We start from the raw sequence: 26764 nt of genomic DNA, 5'->3' as shown, positions 1-26764 counted from the left end.
GTCTTAACTGTCTTAACTGTCCTCTTAATTGCCTGAAATCTCTAGTTCGCTGGAGGGTTAAGACAATAATAGTCTTAAAGTTGCTATTGCATTTTCTTAATAAAACTGAGATTATCTGTTAGTTGAAGTTCTAAGTAGCGTTATTTTATTTCTCTGAGGGTAAAATATAATGCTGATCTTGAATACTTTTCAAAATCTCGCTTTATTAGCAAAGCCAAAAAAGACCTACTATGAACCAAGTACATAATATTACTAATGCCCAAGAGGTTTAGATTCTAAAAATAGTTAAAATCGTTGAGGAGTAATTTTGATGACTAGCTGTTACCTAATGTAAATCTACATTTCTTCAAAAAAAAATACAGTTAAGTAATTTTAATTCTCAAAAAGCTGACTTTCAGAAGGATATAAAAGCTAATGCAATTAGAAAATTATAATCAGCTTTTAGCCAATTCAAGTAATATAAGTTTTTCATATAGAGAAATAGAAATTGCTATCAGGTCTAGTTTGACTGTAGATGATTGTGTAGTCATATCAAGACAGACAGAAAAGTTAAAACAGGAGTTAGTTGCTTATGTAGTTCCATCAGGTTTATTTATAGTAGAGCAATTGTTATCTCACCTGCAAGGAATTCTACCTAGCGAATCGATACCAAAGGCAATCGTGCCAGTATCAACTCTACCGTTGACAGATACAGGAGAGTTAGACGAAGAAACTCTAGCCAATTTAGAAGTTATTGACTCTGACTTAATGCTTCGTATAGAAGAACAACTAGAATCATTGTCAGAAGTTGAGCGTGTTGCAGTGGTTGTTGAGTCTCAGGTTAAAATTATTCCTCCTCTTCATTTAGAAGATTTACTATCCGATACTCAAGAGTTAGCTTCAGAATATAGCCAGCAAAAAGCACAAGCAACCACACCTATTCAAAAGATAGATAAGAGTTCGTCCTCATTAAAAAAGCTAGCTATTAGTCATGGGGAATCGCTACAAAAAAACCAAAATGTTCCCCGAACTTTAGCAGAAGTACTGCAACGAACTGCTCAAAATTCAACTAAAAGTATTATCTATGTTCAGTCTGATGGTAGTGAAAAAAATCAATCTTATGCAGAATTATTGCAGGATGCCCAACGGATTCTATTTGGATTAAAAAAGCTAGGGCTAAAACCCCAAGATCAAGTAATTTTTCAACTAGAAGATAATCAAGATTTTATCTCTAGTTTTTGGGCTTGTGTACTAGGGGGTTTTGTTCCAGTACCAATATCCATTGCCCCAACTTACGAGCAAGTTAACACTACCACGCGTAAAGTTCAAAATACTTGGCAAATGCTGGGGAAACCTCTTGTACTGACAAGCGCTTCTTTAGCTCCCAAGATTGATAGTTTGTCAAGGCTTTTAGATTTAGAAAACTTGCAATTTGCAACTATTGATCGGTTGCGTGAGTGTGAACCGGATTTAAACTTACATCAAAGTCAGCCAGAGGATTTAGCAATATTATTTTTGACCTCTGGAAGTACTGGTATACCCAAGTGTGTGATGTTAAATCATCGCAATTTATTGAGTATGACAGCTGGCACAATTTTAATGAATGATTTTTCCAGTGAGGACAGTACTTTAAACTGGATGCCTCTGGATCATGTCGGTGCCCTTGTTTTTCTCAGTATTATGGCTGTTGACTTAGGTTGCCAACAAATCCACGTACCTACTAACTTAATTGTGCAAAATCCGCTATTGTGGCTAGATTTAATTGACTCACATCAAGCTACGATTAGTTGGGCACCTAATTTTGCATTTTCCCTGATTTGCGATGCCTTTGGCGAACTGCGATATCGCGCTTTGGAGATCAACCAAAAGCATTGGGATTTATCTTCGATGCAGTTTCTAGTCAACGCTGGGGAAGCTATTCAAGCTAAGATAGCCAGAAATTTCTTAAAGCTGCTTCACCCCTACGGTTTACGGACTAATGCCATTCACCCAGCCTTTGGAATGTGCGAAACTTGTTCTGGAATTACCTGGTCTGACAGTTTTTCTTTAGAATCTTCATCAGATGACACTTCATTTGTAGAACTTGGCCATCCAATTGCTGGCGCTTCACTGCGTATTGTTGATGATAATGAACAAATAGTTACAGAAAGTACCATTGGGCGATTACAGATAAAAGGTGCATCTGTTACTAGTGGTTACTATCAGAATCCCCAGGCAAACCAAGAAGTTTTTACAGAAGATGGTTGGTTTAATACGGGAGATTTAGGATTTCTCTACCAAGGACGTTTAACGATTACTGGACGGCAGAAAGATATAATCATTATCAATGGACTCAACTACTACTGTCATGAAATCGAAGCCGCTATTGAAGAATTGGCAGCAGTAGAAGTCTCTTATACAGCTGCCTGTGCAGTGAAGCAACCTAGAATAAATACCGATAAACTAGCGATATTTTTCAGTCCCTCCCTTGATGGTAATTTAGTAAGTCTCCTCAAAGAAATTCGGAATAAAGTTGTCAACAAAGTGGGGATAAATCCCGATTATTTAATTCCAGTAGATAAAGAAATTATTCCTAAAACTTCCATCGGTAAAATTCAGCGATCGCAACTTAGCCAGCGTTTCAATTCCGGCGAGTTTAAACCAATTATTAAACAGGTTGATATCTTACTGGGTAATATCAATACTATTCCTGATTGGTTCTACAAAACTATCTGGAAACCCAAAAATCCCATTACTATTAATTCTTATCTAACTCTTACTAATCCTACCTTAGTCTTTCTCGAACCTGAAGGACTGGGGAGATATTTATGTCAAATATTGTCAGAAAATAATCTGCCATATATAACCGTTTCACCCGCAGAAGATTTTCTGAAAATAAATCGTTCACACTATACAATCACTCCAGATAAACCTGAACACTATGAACTATTACTCAAATCTCTAGCCGCAGATAATATTATTATTGGACAGATACTTCACCTATGGACTTATGACAAATATCAGGGCCAAGTCAAAAGCCAAGAGGTTCTCGAACAAGCACAAAACAAAGGAATATATAGTTTATTATTTCTAGTTCAAGCATTAGCTAAAGTTCAGGGTTTAGACCATGCAGTGCAATTGCTATTTATTTCCAGTCATATCCAGTCTATTTCTTCAAGTGACCCAATAGCTTACGAAAAATCAACAGTATTGGGGTTGTTAAAAACTATTCCCCAAGAATTACCAAATTTAAACTGTCGTCACATCGATTTACCTTTTACTCAAGTTGAAAAGAATGGGACATATATTTTACAAGAACTGCAAACTTCCTCAAAAGAACGAGAAGTAGCTTATAGAAATGGGCAGCGTTTAGTTCCTCGTTTAGAAAAAGTAGATTTTGCAGGAGGACCGAAATCGCCAATCCCCTTTAAGCAAGGAGGAACTTATTTAATTACCGGAGGACTTGGTGGTATAGGTATTGAAATTGCTCGGTATTTGCTGAAAAATTACCAAACTAAATTACTGTTGGTTGGTAGAACTCCAATACCCAATAAAAGTACTGATAATGTCGATTTAGAAAAGGCAAATTTTATTGAACAACGTATTAAAGCCTATCAAGAACTAGAAAAACTTGGAGGAGAGATAATTTACGAAGCTGTTGATATTTGTGACTTAAAACAATTGCAGATAGTAGTTGAAAAAGCTAAATCCCGATGGGAGAATAATTTGGATGGGATAATCCATTTAGCGGGAACTTTTCATGAGCAACTTTTACTTGAAGAAACTCAGGAAAACTTAGCAGCAGTACTGCATCCTAAGGTGTTGGGTACTTGGGCGCTGCATCAGTTAGTAAAAAATAATAACGACAGCATTTTTATCAACTTTTCCTCAGCACACGGTTTTTTTGGTAGCACTGTTGTCGGCGCTTATGCTGCTGCAAATAGTTTTCTCGACAGCTTTTGTTATTACCAGAATTCCAATAGTAAATTAGATAGCTATTGTTTTGCTTGGAGTATGTGGGATGATACCGGGATGAGCCAGGGATATCAGATGAAGAATCTGATTCGTGCTAAAGGTTTCTATGTGATGTCTTCTTCTCAAGCAATATCTTCAATGCTTGCCAGCTTACAACATCAACAAACACATTTATTGATAGGTTTAGATGGCAGTAATCAAAACATTCAACGTTGGCAATCTCAAACCTTTAGTTTGCAGAATTTAACCGCCTATTTTACTACTACTAACAGTGATGATATTGTTAAATTAACAGACTTTCGGATACAAGACCGCTTTGGAACTTCTTGCATCTGTAACTTAGTACAGCTTAAAGAAATACCCTTAACTCTAAGTGGTGCAATTGACAAAAACAAATTGGTTCAACGTTTTACCCGTCAGGAAACAGACGACAGTGTAGAACCCCGAAACGAGGGAGAACAAAAAATTGCTCAAATTTGGCAGCAAGTCTTAGGCATACCGCTTCCTAGCATTCACGACAACTTCTTTGAATTGGGAGGAAATTCTCTCTTAGGGACACAATTAATTTCTCAGTTACGCGATGCTTTTTCTATTGAATTGTCTTTACACGATTTATTTACATCTCCTACTGTAGCTCAGTTGGCTTGCGACCTGGAAGCGTTGCGAATTGCAGCAGAAGATAGCGACACATTTATTAATAATACAAAAGCAGAAGAATATGAAGAAGGCTATTTATAAAGTGACAATCTCGGAATTTTTATCTTCACTAAACAGTTTGGGAATCAACATCTGGATTGAAGATGAGCAGCTACGCTATCGCGCTCCCAACGGAGTTATAACATCAGCAATCAAGCAGGAATTGAAGGAGCGGAAAACAGAAATATTTAGTTTTTTGAAAAAAGCAATAACTGCAAAAGAATTAGCTAATAACCCGATATTATCCATTGAGCGAAATCAAGAGTTACCTTTGTCTTTTAGTCAACAAAGGATGTGGTTTCTCAATCAGTTAGATAGTCAAGATTCATCTTATAATGAAAGTTTCCAATTTCAGATTTTCGGTGCGCTGAATGTAGCAGCATTAGAACAGAGTATCAACGAAATTATTCGTCGCCACGAAGCTTTACGCACTATTTTTACTACGGTAGATGGATTGGCAGTACAACGCATTGTCCCTACCTTGGCTATAAATATATCAGTGGTGGATTTGCAAGGATTAGAAGAAGCTGAAATTCAACAGCTAGTTACTAAAGAAGTTCAGCAACCTTTTGATTTAGGTATTAGTCCGTTATTACGAGCTACTTTACTGCGCCAAGAAGTAGAATCCCACTTATTCATATTGACCATGCACCACATCATTATGGATGGCTGGTCAATTAAAATATTCCTGCAAGAATTGTCAGATATTTATCAAGCATTTTCTACTGGTTCTCCAACTCAATTACCAGAATTAACTATCCAATATGGTGACTTTGTTGTTTGGCAGCGGAAATGGTTCACTGAAGAAGTACAACAAAAGCAACTTGATTACTGGAAACAACAGTTAGCTGATGCGCCGCCGTTATTGGAATTGCCAACAGATTATCCTCGCCCCTCGGTTCAGACTATCTCTAGCGCGGTTCAAGAATGGAAACTGAACTCAAATTTAACTGCACAAATCAAAGCCTTGAGTCAACAGTCAGGAACTACCCTGTTTGTAACCCTTCTGGCAAGTTTTTCATTATTGCTGCATCGTTATAGCGGACAGGATGATATTTCTATTGGTTCCCCTTTTGCTAACCGCAACCGGACAGAAATTCAACCTTTAATTGGCTTTTTTATTAACACCTTGGTACTGCGGACTCAAATTAAAGATAATCCTAGTTTTCAAGAGTTGCTCACCAACGCCCATTCTGTTTTTCTAGATGCTTATGCTCATCAAGATGTCCCATTTGAGCAAGTGGTAGAAGCTTTGCAGCCAGAGCGTTCTCCGAGCTACAATCCCTTGTTTCAAGTGTGGTTTAATTTGCTTAATCTTGGGGATATGCAGCTGGAACTATCTGGGCTGTCTGTAGAACCTCTATCAAGACCGCAAGCTGCTTCCAAGTTTGATTTAAACCTATATGTCACAGAACAAAAACAAAATATTCAACTGGAATTAGTTTACAATACCGATTTGTTTAATGCAGATACAATCGCTCGGATGCTTTCGCATTACCAAAGTTTGCTCGAAAGTATTGTTGCTAACCCAGAACAGAAAATTTCTACTTTACCTCTGTTAACAGAAACCGAACATGACTATTTAAAAAACTGTGGTAACATTGTTCATCCATCCAATCCCTTCATTGAGTTTCACAAACAAGATATTGAACAATCAATTCCAGCTAGGTTTCAAGAGCAAGTTAGGAAATATCCTCAGAATATCGCTGTTCACACAAAGAATTATAATTGGACATATAGTGAATTGAACTCTCGTGCTAATCAAGTGGCACAAGCAATTCTGCAACAATCCACATTTGCAGAAGCAAGAGTTGCTCTATTGTTTGAACATGATGCACCAATGATTGCGGGGATTTTAGGGGCTTTAAAGGCTGGCAAAACTTATGTTCCTTTAGATCCTAGTTATCCCCTTGAAAGGGTTGTTTCCATTCTAGAAGATTCCCAAGCTAATACTGTTATTACTAACAACAATAATTTAGCTTATGCTCAAGAATTAGCTAGAGGTGTTATTTCAGTTATTAATATTAATATAGATAAAATAAATTTTACTAGCACTTCTCATCCAGTAACGCCAGAAATCTCACCTAATACTATTGCTTACATTCTATATACATCAGGTTCCACAGGACAGCCGAAAGGGGTGATTCAAAATCATCGCAATGTGCTGCATTTTATCAGAAACTATACTAATAATCTTCATATCAATGAGCAGGATGGCTTAACGTTGCTATCATCCTATAGCTTTGATGCTGCGCTCATGGATATCTTTGCCGCTGTCTTAAATGGGGCAACTTTATACCCAATCAATATTAAAGAGGAAGGTTTAACACATCTATTTGAGGTGTTGCAACAACAAAAGATTACAATTTATCACTCAACACCAACTTTATATCGGCACTTTGTTAGCACTCTGAGTAAAGATGAGAAGTTACCCCAGATTCGCTTAGTCGTTTTAGGGGGAGAGGAAGTTATTAAAACAGATGTTGATTTATATAAAAAACATTTCTCCGATGAATGTATTTTTGTCAACGGTTTAGGGCCAACAGAATCAACTGTAACCTTACAATATTTTATTAATCAGCAAACAGAAATTACCCGAAATACTGTACCAGTTGGTTATCCAATTGAGGAAACTGAAATTTTATTGCTCAATGAAGCTGGGGATAAAACTGATATCTACGGTGAAATTGCGATTAGAAGTCCCTATGTTGCTTTGGGTTATTGGCATCAACCTGACCTGACACAAGTTAGCTTTCTCCCAGACCCAGAATTTAGTTCCAGACGAATTTACCGCACTGGAGACTTGGGGCGTTTAAGACGAGATGGGAGTATCGAATTTTTAGGACGAAAAGATTTTCAAGTCAAAATTCGGGGTTTTCGGATTGAGTTAGGAGAGATTGAGGCTGCGATCGCACAACATCCCAGTGTACGCGAAACTGTGGTAATTGCGATCGCAGATATTCCAGGCGAAAAATATCTAGTAGCCTACGTTGTCGCCACCGAAATAGTTACATCTGATGAACTACGCCATATACTCAAGCAGAAATTGCCCGATTATATGGTACCTACAAGCTTTGTCTTCCTAGATAGCTTACCCCTAACTCCTAACCGGAAGATAGACCGCCGTGCCCTACCAAAATCTGAGTTACATCAACAAATATTAGACAAATATGTTGCCCCACGCACACCCGTGGAAGAAATGCTGGCACAAATTTGGGCACAAGTCCTAAAAGTAGAACAAGTAGGTATACATAATAACTTCTTTGAACTTGGAGGACACTCGCTGCTAGCAACGCAATTGGTTTCACGCATTCGCAATATTTTCAGAGTGGAACTACCATTGCGGAGCCTATTTGCAGCCGCGACAGTTGCCGAATTAGGGCATCTGATTGAGCAATTGCAGCAACAAAACTTAGAACTCATCGCACCACCCATCTTACCAAGGGCAAAAAATACAGAACTACCACTGTCTTACGCTCAACAGCGTTTATGGTTTTTAGACCAGTTAGAGCCAAACAGTGCATTCTACAATATTCCCATCACTTTGCATTTGCAAGGAAATCTCAATCTAGCAGCCTTAAAACAAGGCTTACAAGAAATCATCAATCGCCACGAAGCCTTACGCACTAATTTCATTACAGTTGATGGCAAAGCTTCTCAAATCATTAACTTAGAAACGCCTTGGACATTATCAGTTGTTGACTTGCAGCATTTATCCCTAACCGAACAAGAAATTGCTTCACAACAATTGGTACAACAACAAGCTATTCAACCCTTTGATTTAGCAAGCGAAACGTTAGTGAGAGCAACACTAGTAGTGCTGTCCGAAACAGAACAGATTTTACTAGTGTGTATGCATCATATTGTCTCTGATGCTTGGTCAATGGGTATATTTGTCCAAGAATTAACGGCGCTATACAATGCTTATTCTCAAGGTCAGGCGTCATCGTTAGCGCCACTGCTGATTCAGTACGCAGATTTCGCCTTATGGCAGAGAAACTGGCTGCAAGGGGATGTACTGCAAACTCAACTGAACTACTGGCAACAACAGCTAAAAGATGCACCAGCTTTATTGTCGCTACCATCTGACCGACCCAGACCTGCTGTGCAGACTTTTGCAGGGGCACATCAAAAGTTTGCTCTTTCTATTGAGTTAACTCAAAAACTGACAAAACTCAGTCAAGAGCAAGGTTGTACTCTCTTTATGACCCTGCTAGCAGCTTATGACACCCTACTTTATCGCTACACCGGACAATCAGACATTTTGGTGGGGTCTCCCATTGCTAACCGGAATCGCAGTGAAATAGAAGGGTTAATTGGCGTTTTTGTCAATACTTTAGTCATGCGTACTGACCTATCAGGTAATCCGAGCTTTAGTGAGTTACTCACTCGCATTCGCGAAATGGCAATGGATGCTTACTCTCATCAGGATTTACCATTTGAAATGCTGGTGGAAGTATTGCAGCCAGAACGGAATCTCAGCCATACACCGCTGTTTCAGGTGATGTTTGTCCTCCAGAATGCGCCGAGGTCGAAAGTAGAACTTGCTGGGTTAACTGTTAGTGCTGCCAAGGTACAAAGTGCAACGGCAAAATTTGATTTGACCTTAACAATGGAGAACACTGCTACCGGACTGGTGGGAGTGTGGGAATACAATACTGATTTGTTTGATAGCAGCACGATCGCACGCATGACGGGTCATTTTGTGACAATGCTGGAAGCAATTGTAGCAAATCCCAGCGAGCAAATTGACCAATTGCCCTTGCTGACAGAAGTTGAGCAACGACAGCTATTAGTTGAATGGAACGATACACAAATAGATTATCCTCAAGATTTGTGTATTCATCAGTTATTTGAGTCGCAGTGTTTGAGTACACCAGATGCGATCGCAGTAATATTTGAAAATCAACAACTTACCTATAGTCAGTTGAATAATCGTGCTAACCAATTGGCGCATTACTTGCAGTCATTGGGTGTAAGAGCCGATATGCTGGTGGGTATTTGTGTGGAGCGTTCTTTAGAAATGCTGGTGGGACTATTGGGCATTCTCAAAGCGGGTGGTGCATATCTGCCTCTTGACCCTGAGTATCCCCAAGAGCGTTTGAGCTTTATCTTAGAAGATGCTCAAGTTTCGATACTGTTAACCCAACAGCAATTAGTAGAGTCTGTTCCCAAACATCAGGCGCGTGTCGTTTACTTAGATAGCGATTGGGAAAAAATTGCCCAAAATAGCGAGTCAAACCCTTCTGATACCGCCACACCCGATAACTTAGCTTATGTCATCTACACATCTGGTTCTACAGGTAAACCCAAAGGCGTTTTAGTTAATCACTCAAATGTGACGCGTCTGTTTGCAGCGACCGAGCCTTGGTATCACTTTGATGAACAAGATGTGTGGACATTATTCCACTCTTATGCATTCGATTTTTCCGTGTGGGAAATTTGGGGTGCATTGTTGTATGGTGGACGATTGGTAGTAGTGCCGTATTTGGTGACGCGATCGCCCGAATCCTTCTATAATTTGCTGTGTCAAGAGCAAGTCACAATCCTCAATCAGACACCTTCCGCCTTCCGCCAGTTAATTCAAGCAGAACAGTCAATAACAAATATTGACGACTTGAACTTACGCCTGATTATTTTCGGTGGAGAAGCCTTAGAACTATCGAGTTTACAGCCTTGGTTTGAGCGCCACGGCGACCAGCAACCCCAGTTAGTTAATATGTACGGGATTACAGAAACCACTGTACATGTAACTTATCGTCCATTGAGCAAAGGCGATTTGAATAACACCGTAAGTGTAATTGGTCGTCCGATTCCAGACTTACAGGTATATCTGCTAGATGAACATTTACAGCCAGTTCCCATTGGAGTTCCAGGCGAGATGCACATCGGTGGTGCTGGAGTAACTCGTGGCTATCTCAATCGTCCCGAACTGACAGCACAACGGTTTATCTATACTTGCTTTAGCGATTTTGGATTAGGGAATAGGAGTGAGGATTTAGAATCTTCTCAAACTATTGAATCAGAAAACCAATCCAATAATCCAAAATCCAAAATCCAAAATCCAAAATTGAATCGCCTTTACAAAACAGGTGACTTAGCTCGTTATCTACCTAATGGCGAGTTGGAGTATTTAGGGCGAATTGACCAGCAAGTGAAGATTCGTGGCTTCCGCATTGAGTTGGGAGAAATTGAAGCATTACTGGCGCAACACCCAGATGTGCGGGAGAGCGTGGTGGTGGTTCGGGAGGATGAACCAAGTGATAAACGTTTAGTAGCTTACGTGACACTGAAGATAGAACAATCTCTTCAAGTAGGAGAACTGCGTCGCTTCCTGAAGTCAAAGCTACCAGAGTATATGCTGCCCAACGCTTTCGTCATTCTAGAAGCCATACCGCTTACTTCCAACGGTAAAGTAGACCGCCGTGCCCTACCGGCTCCAGAGTTACACAGTCAACTTACAAACAAATTTATCGCCCCCCGCACTCCAATCGAAGAAATGCTAGCGCTAATTTGGGCACAAGTCCTGAAAGTAGAGCAAGTAGGCATTTACGATAACTTCTTTGAACTTGGGGGACATTCTCTACTCGCAACCCAATTACTCTCACGCATTCGCAAAGTTTTCAAAATAGAACTACCGTTGCGTAGCTTGTTTATTGCAGCGACAGTAGCGGAATTGGTACAAGAGATTGGGCAGTTGCAGCAACAAGACTTAGAATTTACTTCTCCACCCATTTTACCAAGGGCAAAGAATGCAGAATTACCCCTATCTTTTGCCCAAACACGGCTGTGGTTTTTAGATCAATTTGAGCCGAATAGTGCTTTTTACAACATTCCTATAGCTTTGCATTTAGTAGGAACTCTCAATCAAGTTGCTTTAGAACAAAGCTTAGAAGAAATTATTCATCGCCACGAAGCATTACGCACCAACTTTATTACAGTTGATGGACAACCGACTCAAATCATTCAAGCAAGAAGGGAACAGGGGACTGTATCAGTTGTTAATTTGCAGCATTTATCTACAAGCGAACAAGAAATCGCTTCACAACAATTGTTACAACAACAAGCTATTCAACCCTTTGATTTAGCAAGACAAGCATTAGTAAGAGCAACATTAGTAGTGCTGTCTGAAACAGAACACATTTTACTAGTGTGTATGCACCACGTTGTCTCCGATGGCTGGTCAATGGATGTATTTGTCCAAGAACTAGCGGCGCTGTACAATGCTTATTCTCAAGGTCAGCCGTCACCGTTAGCACCACTGCCAATTCAGTATGCAGATTTCGCTATTTGGCAGAGAAACTGGTTGCAAGGGGATGTACTGCAAACTCAATTGAGTTACTGGCAACAACAGCTAGCAGACGCACCAGCTTTGTTATCGCTACGCACAGACCGACCCAGACCTGCGGTGCAAACCTTTGCAGGGGCACATCAAAAGTTTGCCCTTTCTATTGAGTTAACTCAAAAACTGACAAAACTCAGCCAAGAGCAAGGAGTCACCTTGTTCATGACCCTGCTGGGAGCTTATGATACCTTACTTTACCGTTACACAGAACAATCAGACATTTTGGTGGGGACACCAATTGCTAACCGAAATAACAGTGAAATAGAAGGGTTAATTGGCTTTTTTGTCAATACTTTAGTTTTGCGTACAGACTTATCCGGCAATCCTAGCTTTAGCGAATTACTCACTCGTGTCCGGGAAACGGCTCTGGGAGCATACTCTCATCAGGACTTGCCTTTTGAAATGCTAGTAGAGGCGTTGCAGCCAGAACGGGATCTCAGTTATACACCACTGTTTCAAGTGATGTTTGTGCTTGAGAATGCGCCTATATCTCAATTAGAGTTAACTGGGTTAAATGTCAGTCCACTCAAGCTAGAAAGTACAACTGCCAAGTTTGATCTTACCTTGGCAATGGAGAATACTGCTACTGGATTGGTGGGAGTGTGGCAGTACAATACTGATTTGTTTGATGCAGGTACGATCGCACGGATGGCGGGTCATTTTGTGACAATGCTAGAAGCAATTGTGGCCAATCCCAGCGAGCAAATTGCTCAATTGCCCTTGCTGACAGCAGTTGAGCGACATCAACTGTTAATTGAGTGGAATGATACACAAGTAGATTATCATCAAGAATTGTGCATCCATAAGTTGTTCGAGCAGCAAGTGAAGCTTAGACCGGATGCGATCGCAGTCATATTTGAAAATCAGCAATTAACCTATCAACAGTTAAACGAGCGTGCAAATCAGTTAGCTCACTATTTGCAAGAAAAAGGTGTAAACCCAGAAGTATTGGTAGGAATTTTTGTTGAGCGTTCTATTGAGATGATAGTAGGACTGTTAGGAATTTTAAAGGCAGGGGGAGCTTATGTACCTTTAGATCCTAACTATCCAACAGAGCGATTGGCTTATATGCTCTCGGATACAGGGGTGTCAATATTACTGACTCAGCAATCCTTGGTAGAATTTTTACCAGAAAATCAAGCTGAGGTACTGTCTTTAGATAGTGATTGGCAAGTCATTGCTAACTATAGCCAGCAGAATGCCCTTAGCCAGGTAAAACCAGAAAATTTGGCTTATGTAATTTATACCTCTGGCTCTACGGGCAAACCGAAAGGGGTGATGAATCTTCATCAGAGCATTTGCAATAATTTATTGCGGACTAGTGATGATTATCCACTCACAGCGAGCGATCGCATCTTACAAATATCTCCTTTTAGTTTTGATCCTTCAGTCTTTGAAATTTTCTGGTCTTTAACATCTGGAACAACTTTAGTAGTAGTTAAACCTGAAGGTAATAAAGATACTACTTATTTAAGCAATTTGATCGCCCAGCACCAAGTTACTCAAGTAGTTTTTGTTCCCTCACTGCTGCAAGCTTTTCTGCAAGAGCCAAACTTAGAAAATTGCCGTTGTTTAAAGCGAGTGTTTTGTGGTGGAGAAGCACTATCTTATGAACTGACTCAACGATTTTTTGAGCAGTTCGATAGTGAATTGCATAATCTTTACGGCCCAACAGAAGCAGCAGTTGATGCAACTTCCTGGCAGTGTACACCACAGTCTAATTATCAAGTAATTCCCATTGGTCGCCCCATTGCCAATACCCAGATTTACATCCTCGATCCTTATCTGCAACCAGTTCCCATTGGCGTAGCTGGAGAATTACATATTGGGGGTGTCCCTTTAGCTAGAGGTTACCTCAACCAAGCAGAATTAACACAAGAAAAATTCATTCCCAATCCCTTCGGTGGAAGCAGGGAGGCAGAGGAGCAGAAAATCTTCCCAGTCCCCAGCCCCCGACTTTATAAGACAGGAGATTTAGCACGCTATTTGCCCGATGGCAACATCGAATACCTGGGACGCATCGGTAATCAAGTCAAAGTTAGGGGTTTCCGCATTGAGTTGGGCGAGATAGAAACAGTATTGAGCCAACACAGCGAAGTCAATACAGTTGTAGTCATTGCCCGCGAAGATATAACCGGGGATAAACGCCTAGTTGCTTACATTGTGCCACAAAAAGAGGTGACACCCACAGTCAGCGTTCTGCGGCAATACCTAAAAGCCAAGCTACCAGAATATATGGTGCCCAATGCTTTCGTCATTTTAGAAGCGCTGCCCCTCACCCCCAATGGTAAAGTAGACCACCGCGCTTTACCCGCACCAGATTTACATGAATTCTTAGACAGATATGTAGCCCCACGTACCCCTGTCGAAGAAATGCTGGCGCAAATTTGGGCACTAGTTCTAAAAGTAGAGCAAGTGGGTATTCATGATAACTTCTTTGAACTTGGGGGACACTCACTATTAGCAACGCAATTGGTTTCACGCATCCGCAATATTTTGAAAGTGGAATTACCATTGCGTGAGTTATTTGCTGCACCGACAGTAGCCGAATTAGCGCATTCAATTGGACAGTTGCAGCAGCAAGATTTAGAACTTACTTCTCCACCCATTTTACCAAGGGTAAAGAATGCAGAATTACCCCTATCTTTTGCCCAAACACGGCTATGGTTTTTAGATCAGTTTGAGCCGAATAGTTCTTTCTACAACATACCTTTAGCTTTGCATTTAGTAGGAACTCTCAATAAAGTTGCCTTAGAACAAAGCTTAGAAGAAATTATTCATCGCCACGAAGCCTTACGCACTAATATAATTACAGTCGACGGACAAGCTTCTCAAATCATTCACTTAGAAACAGCTTGGACAGTATCAGTTGTTGACTTGCAGCATTTATCTACAAGCGAACAAGAAATTGCTTCACAACAATTGGTGCAACAACAAGCTATTCAACCCTTTGATTTAGCAAAACAAACGTTAGTTAGAGCAACATTAGTAGTGCTGTCTGAAACAGAACACATTTTACTAGTGTGTATGCATCACGTTGTCTCTGATGGCTGGTCAATAGGTGTATTTGTCCAAGAACTAGCGGCGCTGTACAATGCTTATTCTCAAGGTAAACCTTCATCCTTAACCCCACTGCCGATTCAGTATGCAGATTTTGCCTTATGGCAGAGAAATTGGTTACAAGGGGATGTACTGCAAACTCAACTGAACTACTGGCAAGAACAACTAAAAGACGCACCAGCTTTATTAGTATTACCCACAGACCGACCTAGACCTGCTGTACAGACTTTCGCAGGGGCGCGTCAAAAGTTTGCACTTTCTGTTGAGTTAACTCAAAAACTGACAAAACTCAGCCAAGAGCAAGGAGTCACCTTGTTCATGACCCTGCTGGGAGCTTATGATACCTTACTTTACCGTTACACAGAACAATCAGACATTTTGGTGGGGACACCAATTGCTAACCGGAATCGCAGTGAAATAGAAGGGTTAATTGGCTTTTTCATCAACACTTTAGTTTTGCGTACAGATATCTCAGGCGATCCCAGCTTTAACGAATTACTCACTCGCATTCGAGAAACGGCTTTGTCTGCATATTCTCATCAGGATTTGCCGTTTGAAATGCTAGTAGAGGCCTTGCAACCAGAACGGGATCTCAGTCATACGCCACTGTTTCAAGTAATGTTTGTGCTTGAGAATGCGCCAACATCTCAATTGGAATTAACTAGGTTAACTGTCAATCCATTGCCAATAGAAAATGCAACGTCAAAATTCGATCTTACTTTGGGAATGGAGAATACTGCTACTGGATTGGTGGGTGCGTGGGAGTACAACACAGACTTGTTTGATGACAGCACGATCGCACGCATGACCGGTCATTTTGTGACGCTGCTTGAGGCAATTGTGGCCAATCCTCAAGAGCGAATTTCCCAGTTGCCAATGCTAACAGAAGTTGAGCAACAACAGTTATTTGTCGAATGGAACGATACTCAGGCGGATTATCCTTGGGATCAGTGTATCCATCAATTATTTGAGCGCCAAGTAGAGTATACCCCAGATGCGATCGCAGTCATATTTGACAATCAACAGTTAACTTATCAACAGTTGAACACTCAAGCTAATCAATTAGCACACTATCTACAATCTCTTGGTGTGGGGCCAGAGGTTTTGGTGGGAATTTATTTGGAGCGTTCGCTATCTATAATTGTAGGATTGTTAGCTGTCTTAAAAGCTGGTGGTGCTTATGTCCCTCTAGACCCTGATTATCCCCAGCAGCGTTTAGCAGACATCTGCCAAGATTCACAAATTTCCGTGCTGATCACCCAGCAGAAATTACTCAATTCTTTGCCAGTGGAAGAGGTGAAAGTCATCGTCTTAGATAGAGAGTCTGAGATACTGACGAATCAAAGTCAAGAAAATCTCGTTAGTGGAGTAGAGCCAGAAAACTTAGCTTGTATATTGTATACTTCTGGTTCTACCGGTAAACCCAAAGGCGTGATGCTGACTCACGCGGCTTTAGTTAACCATAGCAGTGCAATTAGTGAAGTATTTGGTCTAACTAGCAGCGATCGCGTTTTGCAGTTTGCTTCCTTTAGCTTTGATGTGGCTGCGGAAGAAATCTTCCCCACTTGGTACAAAGGCGCAACTGTGGTCATTAGACCCGCGCAAATGTTCCCGGACTTTACCAGCTTTGCCCAATTTATTGAACAACAAAAACTGAGTGTCTTAAATATCACTCCAGCCTATTGGCATGAATGGGCGATCGCAGTATCCCAATCTGATGCAACTGTACCGCCAAGTCTCCGCTTAGTAGCTGTAGGTGGGGATGCAGTTTTACCGGAAACAGTCACAATCTGGCAGCAATTAGTAGGCGATCGCGTCAATTGTCTAAATGTCTACGGCCCCACTGAAGCGTCGGTGACTGCGATCGTCCATGACCTGCTTCATCCCCAATCAGAAAAAACTAATTCTGTGCTAATTGGTCGTCCCATTGCCAATACACAAGCTTACATCCTCGACCGTCATCTCCAACCCGTACCTGTTGGAGTCAGAGGCGAACTACACATAAGTGGTGTTCGTTTAGCACGAGGTTATCTAAATCGCCCAGAATTGACAGAGGAAAAATTTATTCCTAATCCATTTGGCGATTTTGGATTGCCGATTTTAGATTTGGGATTAGGGAATAGGAATGAGAATTTAGAGTCTTCTCAAACTACAGAATCAGAAAACAAATCCAATAATCCAAAATCCAAAATCCAAAATCCAAAATTGTATAAGACTGGAGACTTAGCCCGTTATCTACCTGATGGTAACATTGAGTGCTTTGGACGCATCGACAATCAAGTAAAAATCCGGGGATTCCGCATTGAGTTGGGAGAAATTGAAGCAGTACTGAACCAACATATTAATGTGCAGACATCGTGTGCGATCGTCCGTGAAGATACCCCAGGTGATAAGTATTTAGTCGCCTACGTAGTACTCCATGATGAACAGATAACCACGATTAGCGAACTGCGTCAGTTCCTTTCTAAGAATCTGCCTCTTTACATGGTGCCCCAGGCTTTCGTGATTTTGGAGTCTCTACCGCTAACACCAAACCGTAAAGTCGATCGCCGCGCTTTACCTGCACCAGATTTATATAGCGATGCCTACGGCCGCCTACGCAGAGACAAATATGTTGCCCCACGCACCCCCAGCGAAGAAATGCTGGCACAAATTTGGGCACAAGTCTTAAAACTAGAGCAAGTGGGCATTCATGATAACTTCTTTGAAATTGGCGGACACTCGCTGCTAGCAACTCAACTCGTTTCACGTATCCGCAATATCTTCAAAGTCGAACTACCATTGCGGAGTTTGTTTGCAGCCGCGACAGTTGGCGAATTAGCCTATCTGATTGGGCAGTTGCAGCAAGAAAACTTAGAACTAACAGTACCACCAATCTTACCAAGGGCAAAGAATGCAGAATTACCACTGTCATACTCTCAACAACGTTTATGGTTTTTAGACCAGTTACAGCCAAACAGCGCCTTATACAACATACCCTTAGCTTTGCATCTCGTCGGAAATCTCAATCAAGCCGCCTTAGAACAAAGCTTAGAAGAAATCATTGATCGCCACGAAGCGTTACGCACCAACTTCATCACAATTGATGGACAACCAACACAAATTATTCAAGCGAGAAGGGAACAGAGGATAGTATCAGTTGTTGACTTGCAGCATTTACCCACAAGCGAACAAGAAATAGCTTCACAGCAATTAGCAATTACACAAGCTATTCAACCCTTTGACTTGGCAAAACAAGCATTAGTGAGAGCAACATTAGTAGTGTTGTCTGAGACAGAACACATCTTATTAGTGTGTATGCATCACATTGTTAGTGATGGTTGGTCAATAGGTGTATTAGTTCAGGAACTAACAACGCTGTATAAAGCTTATGCTCAAGGTCAGCCTTCTAATGCTGCGCCACTACCGATTCAGTACGCCGACTTTGCACTATGGCAAAGACAGTGGTTGCAAGGTGAGGTGCTGCAAAGCCAATTGAGTTATTGGCAAAAACAATTAGCAAACGCACCAGCTTTATTGTCACTACCCACAGACCGACCCAGACCTGCTGTACAAACCTTCGCTGGCGCACATCAAAAGTTTGCACTTTCACTTGAGTTAACCCAAAAGCTGACACAACTAAGTCAGCAACAAGGGGTAACTTTGTTCATGACGCTGTTAGCGGCGTATGATACATTGCTTTACCGCTACACAGGACAAGCAGATATTTTGGTGGGGACACCAATTGCTAACCGGAATCGCAGTGAAATAGAAGGGTTGATTGGCTTTTTTGTCAACACTTTAGTGATGCGGACTGATTTATCTGAAAATCCTAGTTTCTGCGAGTTACTCACTCGTGTTCGGGAAATGGCTGTGTCCGCTTATGCTCATCAGGATTTGCCCTTTGAAATGTTGGTGGAAGCATTGCAACCACAACGAAATCTCAGCCATACACCGCTATTCCAGGTAGCGTTTATGATCCAGAATGCGCCCATGTCTCAAGTCGAATTGACTGGGTTAACTATCAGTGATTTGCCAATAGAAAATGTCACTGCAAAGTTTGATCTTACCTTGGCAATGGGCAACATAGATACCGGACTGGTGGGAGTGTGGGAATACAATACTAACTTGTTTGATGCAGGCACTATTGAGCGGATGGTAGGTCATTTTGTGACAATGCTAGAATCCATTGTGGCGAATCCACAGCAGCGAATTTCCCAGTTGCCAATATTAACAGAAGTTGAGCAACAGCAATTATTAATTGAGTGGAATGATACTCAGGTAGACTACGCCTTCGATAAATGCATTCATCAGTTGTTTGAGGAGCAGGTTCAGCGTACACCCGATGCAGTGGCGGTGGTGTTTGTAGACGAGCGCAGCGAGGTTTCTCGCAGAGTAAATCAACAACTGACATATCACGAGTTGAATTGTCGTGCAAACCAGTTGGCGCATTACTTGCAGTCTTTGGGTGTGGGAGCAGATGTACTGGTGGGCATTTGTGTAGAGCGATCGCTAGAAATGATCGTTGGACTACTTGCCATTCTCAAGGCAGGTGGGGCTTATGTCCCTCTCGACCCTGAGTATCCCCAAGAACGCTTACAATATATTCTCGACGATGCTTTAGTTTCTGTACTGCTAACCCAAAAGCGAGTCCTTGATCGACTACCCTCAAATCAAGCGCAGCTTGTCTGTTTGGATGAAATCTGGGAAAAAATTGTCCAAAATAATCAAGATAACCCTACGAGTAGGGTGACGGCTTTTCATCTAGCTAATCTAATTTATACTTCCGGCTCCACAGGCAAACCTAAAGGTGTGATGGTTGAGCATACCGGACTTGTTAACTTAGCTCAAGCTCAAATTCAAACTTTTAACTTAGATTCTGATAGTCGCGTCCTCCAGTTCGCCTCCTTCAATTTTGATGCTTCTATCTGGGAAATCATCCTGGCTCTAGGATCAGGGGCAGCACTTTACTTAGGAAAAAAAGACTCTTTACTACCTGGTACGCCGTTAATTCAGCTATTAAGAGATCATCGCATTACCCATATCACCCTACCACCGTCAGCACTAGCAGTTCTCCCGACAGTGGAACTCCCAGCATTGCAAACAATAATTGTTGGTGGAGAAGCTTGTTCTGCCGAACTGATAAAACAATGGTCTGTTGGTAGAAACTTCTTCAACGCTTATGGGCCAACAGAAGCTAGCGTCTGTACCACGATCGCCAAATGCACTGATAGCGATCGCAAAATCTCCATTGGCCGCCCAATCGCTAACGCCCAAACCTATATCTTAGACTCGCACTTACAACCCGTTCCCGTTGGTGTACCAGGAGAACTGCATATTGGTGGAGCAGGATTAGCACGAGGCTACTTCAACCGCCCTGAGTTAACACAAGAGAAATTCATTCCCAATCCGTTTGAGGATAGCACAGCGTTAGCGAGTCTGCGAGCGTCGGCAGGAGGCAGGAGGCAGATCGCTTTTAGCGTCTCCCCTTGGGAGAAGGCAGAAGGGAGTAGATTGTATAAAACTGGGGACTTAGTACGCTATTTACCGGATGGTAATATTGAATACTTAGGGCGAATTGATAATCAAGTAAAGATTCGCGGCTATCGCATAGAACTTGGAGAAATTGAAGCAGTGCTATCCCAGCTAAACGAAGTACGGGAAGCAGTAGTTGTAGCACGGGAAGACCAACCGAATAACAAACGCCTAATAGCTTATGTTGTACCCCAACAAAAAAATCTCGAATCATCATCAAAGAAACCAGAAAATTTATCAACAGACAAAGTGGAGCTATGGCCATCTATAGCTGAATACTATGTTTATGACGACTTTTTGTATTACGCTATGACCAATGACCAGCGACGCAACAATAGTTATAAAGTTGCAATTAATCAGTTGGTCAAAGATAAAATAGTCGTTGAAATTGGCACAGGTAAAGATGCAATCTTATCCAGATTTTGTGTCCAAGGCGGTGCCAAGAAAATTTATGCAATTGAAAGAAGTGAAGAAACCTGCCGCAAAGCAAGAGCTTCTATTCAAAAGTTAGGGTTAGCAGATAAAATCACTGTCATTCATGGAGATGCAACGAAAGTTGATCTCCCAGAACTGGCTGATGTCTGCGTTTCAGAAATTGTCGGTGCAATTGGTGGCTCTGAAGGAGCAGCAGTAATTATTAATAACGCAAGAAGATTTCTCAAGCCTGATGGTTTGATGATTCCTGAAAGAAGCGTTACTAAGATGGCAGTTGTTACGCTCCCAGATGAAATATTACACGATCCCAAATTTGATGAAATTCCCGCATATTATACCAAAGAAATCTTTAAGCAAGTTGGATATCCATTTGACTTAAGGGTATGTCTGAGAAGATTTCCCCAAGCAAATGTACTATCCACTGTGGATGTTTTAGAAGATTTAAACTTCAATGAATCTCTTAGCCCAGAATTCTCTCATGAAGTGAAATTGGAAATTCAAAAACCTGGGCGAATGGATGGCTTTCTAGTCTGGCTAAACTTGCATACCATTGCTGGAGAAGAAATAGATATTCTCGAACATGAGTATTGCTGGCTTCCGGTTTATTTCCCGTTATTTGAGCCGGGGATTGAAGTTGAGTCTGGCGATGTCATTCAAGCCGTTTGTTCTAGAAAACTTTGCGAAAATAATCTCAATCCAGATTATGCAATTCAAGGTAGTCTATTGAAAAAGAATGGAGAAAATATTAACTTTGAATATGTCTCCTATCACTATAGAAATAATTTCCAAGAGACACCTTTCTACCAAAGATTATTTGCTAGTTATGGCAATGCAAAAAATAATTATCCCAATAATTTAGCTCAATCTTTAAGAGCGAATCTCAAGAAACTCTTGCCCGACTACATGATTCCCTCCAACTTTGTGGTGCTAGAGAATCTACCCTTAACACCAAACGGCAAGATAGACTACCGTGCCCTACCAAAACCAGAACTGACTATTCTAAATGAAGCTGATTATGTCATGCCAAATACAGAAGCAGAAAAAATCATTGCTGGTATTTGGCAAACAGTACTACAGGTAGAAAAGGTAGGTCTTTACGATAATTTCTTTGAACTTGGGGGACATTCCCTACTAGCTACTCAGGTAATTTCTCGCTTGCAGTCAGCCTTTGGAACTTCGTTGCCATTACGCTATATTTTTGAATCACCAACAGTTGCCCAGTTAAGTGAAGCAATATTAGCTCAACTTGAAGCTGGTTCAAGATTGGCTGTACCAGCAATTCTACCCGTTTCCACTAGACTTGATATACCGCTATCTTGGGCACAGGAACGCCTGTGGTTTGTAAATCAGTTAGAAGGCGAAAGTGGTGCCTACACAATAGATTTCACCTTGCGTTTGATGGGGAATCTCAATGTCAAAGCTTTGGAACAAGCCTTTGGGGAGATAGTACAGCGCCATGAAGTTTTGCGGACTCGCTTTGCAATCAAGGATGACAAGCCGGTACAGATAATTGCTCCCCACCTAAGCATCACTTTACCAGTGGTGGATCTCCAGAATGTGCCAGACCCCACCAAACAAGTGGAGCAACTGGCAACAGTAGAAGTTTGCAAACCATTCGATCTAGCTAATGGCCCTGTGCTGCGAGTCAAGCTTTGGCAAGTTGCAACTGATGAATATGTATTGGTATTCGCAATTCACCATATTGCTGCTGATGGTTGGTCGATTGGCGTTTTAATCAGTGAACTGTCAGCCTTTTATCGAGCCATTGCAACAGGTAGTTCTGCTGTGTTGCCAGAGTTACCCATACAATATGCCGACTTCGCTGTGTGGCAACGTCAGTGGTTGACAAATCAGGTATTAGAGCGTCAGTTAAGCTACTGGAAGCAACAGTTAAAGGGCGCGCCACCTCTATTAGAACTACCCACAGACCGCCCCCGCCCAGCTGTACAGACTTTTCGAGGCGGTACAGAGCGCCTTAAACTAGATGGCTTGCTAACACAACAGCTGAAAAAGCTTAGTCAAGAATCTGGAACCACCCTGTTTATGACATTGCTGGCGGGTTTTGTGGTGTTACTGTCTCGCTACAGTGGACAAACAGATTTGGTGGTTGGCTCTCCGATCGCTAATCGCAACCGTACAGAAATCGAAGGGTTAATTGGCTTTTTTGTCAATAGTCTGGCACTAAGATTTGATTTATCCCAAGAACCGACCTTTGAAGCTTTGCTGGCGCAAGTGCGACAAGTTACCCAAAACGCTTACGATCATCAGGACTTGCCTTTCGAGATGTTAGTCGAAGAGTTGCAACTGGAGCGGAACCTAGATCGTAATCCCCTGGTGCAGGTGGTGTTTGCCCTCCAGAATGCTCCTTCCTCCCCTTGGGATTTGCCTGATTTAAAGGTCGAGGAAATGCCTTCGGGACTTGACTCAGTCCGGCTTGACCTAGAAGTTTACTTATGGGATACGCCAGAAGGTCTGGGGGGCTTCTGCTCGTATAACAGAGACTTATTTGATGGGGCGACTATTGCCCGAATGATGCAAAATTTTGTGACTTTGTTAGGGGCAATTGTTGATAATCCCCAGCAGCCAGTAACATTACTCCCCTTGCTCACACAGCGCGATCGCCATCAACTATTACTAGAGTGGAATGATACTCAAATAGATTATCCGCAAAACATGTGTATTCATCAGTTATTTGAAGCACAAGTAGAGCGGACACCTGATGCAGTGGCGGTGGTGTTTGTAGACGAGCGCAGCGAGGCTTCTCGCAGAGTCAACGAACAACTGACTTACCACGAGTTGAATTGTCGCGCTAACCAATTAGCTCATCACTTGCGCTCTTTAGGTGTGGGAACCGATGTACTAGTGGGGTTATGTGTGGAGCGATCGCTCTTAACGGTGATTGGACTTCTGGGAATCCTGAAAGCGGGTGGTGCTTACGTACCCCTTGACCCAGAATATCCTCAAGACCGTCTGAGCTTTATGCTAGAGGATACTCAAGTTTGGGTACTGCTGACTCAACAGCGACTTGTTGAGAAACTACCGCCAAACCAAGCAAACCGAGTCTTTTTAGATGAAATATGGTCAGAAATTTCCCAAAATAGCCAGGATAATCTGACTGGGGTCGCGTCAGCTTTTGATCTTGCGAATGTGATTTACACTTCTGGCTCTACTGGTAAACCCAAAGGGGTGATGGTTGAGCATAGCGGATTGTGTAACCTAGCTCAAGCTCAGATTCAGGCTTTTGGCTTGCAAAATTCAAGTCGAGTCCTTCAGTTTGCCTCCTTTAGTTTTGATGCTTGTATATCGGAAATATTGATGACTCTGGGATCTGGGGCAGCCCTTTACCTGGGAACCAAAGATTCTCTCATGCCGGGTACGCCGTTAATTGAGCGATTAGGCGATTACGGCATTACCCATGTTACCCTACCACCATCAGCCCTAGCCGTTCTGCCAGTTGAAAAACTTCCGGCACTGCAAACATTGATTGTAGCTGGCGAAGCTTGTTCAGTTGAACTGATGAAGCAATGGTCTGCTGGAAGAAACTTCTTCAACGCTTACGGGCCAACAGAAGCTAGTGTCTGTGCCACGATCGCCAAATGCACCCCTGATGACCAAAAAATTTCCATTGGTCGTCCAATTGACAACACCCAAATCTACATTTTAGACTCGCGCTTACAGCCAGTGCCCATTGGTGTACCAGGAGAACTGCACATTGGTGGCGTGGGATTGGCAAGAGGTTATCTCAACCGACCAGAGTTAACACAAGAGAAATTCATTCCTAATCCCTTCAGTCGAAGCAGGGGAGCAGAAATTCTTCCCAGTCCCCGACTCTATAAAACTGGCGATAAGGCGCGTTACTTAAGTGACGGTAATATTGAGTACTTAGGACGCATTGACAATCAAGTTAAGGTACGCGGCTTCCGCATTGAACTCGGGGAAATCGAAGCAGTTTTGAGTCAACATTCCTTGGTACAGGAGAGTGTTGTTGTCACTAGAGTTGATACATCTGGGGATCAAACTTTGGTGGCTTACTTAGTGCCTGGTTTCAAAACTCAAGTATTACCCCAGCAGCTTGCTCAATGGCAAAGCGAGTACGTGACTGACTGGCAAAGGCTCTATGAACAAGCTTACGATCAACCTCAAGCACCTACAGAGGATCTGACGTTCAATATTACTGGTTGGAACAGTAGTTACACCAGGCAAGCCATCCCAGATTGGGAGATGCGGGAGTGGGTTGAGAATACGGTCAGCCGAATTCTGGCAGTTGAACCGCAACGAGTCTTAGAAATTGGTTGCGGAACAGGATTGTTGCTATCTCGCATTGCTAAGAACTGCAAACAGTATTGGGGATGTGATTATTCCATCGCTGCGATCAAGCATGTTGAGCAAGTATGCAGCACCGTTGAAGGTCTAGAACATGTGCGACTGCTGCACCAAATGGCGGATAACTTTACAGATATCCCCCAAGGAGAATTTGACACTGTAGTTATCAACTCAGTAGTGCAATATTTCCCCAGTACTGAGTATTTGTTGCAAGTTCTCGAAGGTGCGATTGCAACAATTAGCAAAAAGGGCAGAATCTTTATCGGTGATGTCCGCAGTTTGCCGTTACTGGAGCCATACCATGCCGCCGTGCAGCTATCCCAAGCCTCTGAGTCAAGAAGTATTGAGCAATGGCAGCAGCAGGTACACCAAAGTATCGCTGGGGAAGAAGAATTGGTCATCGATCCCAGGTTTTTCATTGCCCTCAAACAACGCTTTCCCCAGATTAGTTGGGTGGAAATTCAACCTAAACGGGGTCATTCTCAAAATGAGTTAACTCAATTCCGCTATGATGTCATCCTGCATCTGGGTGCTGATGTCCAAACAACAGTAGTTCCTTGGTTAAATTGGCAACTAGACCAACTTTCCTTTACTCAGATTCAAAATCAACTGGTTGAAGAGCAACCGGAACTGTTGGGCATCAGGCGCGTGCCGAATCAACGGGTGCAACAAGCATTACAAATTTGGGAATGGTTGGAAAATCCCCCAGATGTTGAAACAGTCGGGCAAATGCGAGAACTACTAGCACAACAGCCAGTAACCACTATCAATCCAGAGCAGTTTTGGGAACTGGGGCAGCATCTCGGCTACACTGTTCACCTCAGTTGGTGGAGCAGTAGTCAGGATGGTTCATTCGATGTGGTATTCTGTCGCAATAGTTCAACGCCAGCCCACCAAACAATCGCTTTTTGGGATAATTCAGCGATGCCTACGGCGGTAAACTACGCTACCAAATCTTGGACTGATTACACTAACAATCCCCTACACGGCAAGTTAGTCCAAAAGCTAGTACCGCAAGTACGCGAATTTATTCAACAAAAGCTACCCAGTTACATGGTGCCCCAAGCTTTTGTCCTCCTCAATGCTCTGCCCTTAACACCCAATGGTAAGGTGGATCGTCGAGCGCTGCCAATGCTAGATACAGCCTCCAGAAATCTCTCAACTGGCTTTGTTTCACCTCGAACCCCCGTTGAAGCTCAACTGGTGCAAATCTGGGGTGAAGTCCTGGGACTGGAACGCATTGGCGTTAAAGACAACTTCTTTGAACTAGGGGGACATTCCCTGCTAGCGACTCAAGTAATTTCACGGATTAACTCAGCTTTGGGATTTGACCTATCTGTACAGAAGATGTTTGAGTTTCCCACGGTAGCTGGTATTGCTTCATACGTGGAAATCATGGATTGGGCAGCAGAAGATTTAGCGGTTACAGAAGTCAGTGACGAAATAGTGGAGTTTTGA

2 protein-coding genes are annotated in these 26764 nt (G+C 42.1%); both read left to right on the top strand.

The window, feature by feature from the left end; translation table 11 throughout:
• Positions 1-414 precede the first annotated feature (414 nt).
• Positions 415-4671: an SDR family NAD(P)-dependent oxidoreductase gene (locus FD723_RS06150; protein WP_179064527.1), complete on the top strand. Its 4257-nt coding sequence runs from the start codon at positions 415-417 to the stop codon at positions 4669-4671.
• Positions 4652-26764, top strand: coding sequence for a non-ribosomal peptide synthase/polyketide synthase (locus FD723_RS06145; RefSeq protein WP_179064526.1), 22113 nt, complete (start codon positions 4652-4654; stop codon positions 26762-26764). The genes FD723_RS06150 and FD723_RS06145 overlap by 20 nt, the downstream gene beginning before the upstream one ends.

The organism is Nostoc sp. C052, from assembly GCF_013393905.1.
GTDB lineage: Bacteria > Cyanobacteriota > Cyanobacteriia > Cyanobacteriales > Nostocaceae > Nostoc.
This window is presented reverse-complemented; position numbering and strand designations above follow the sequence as displayed.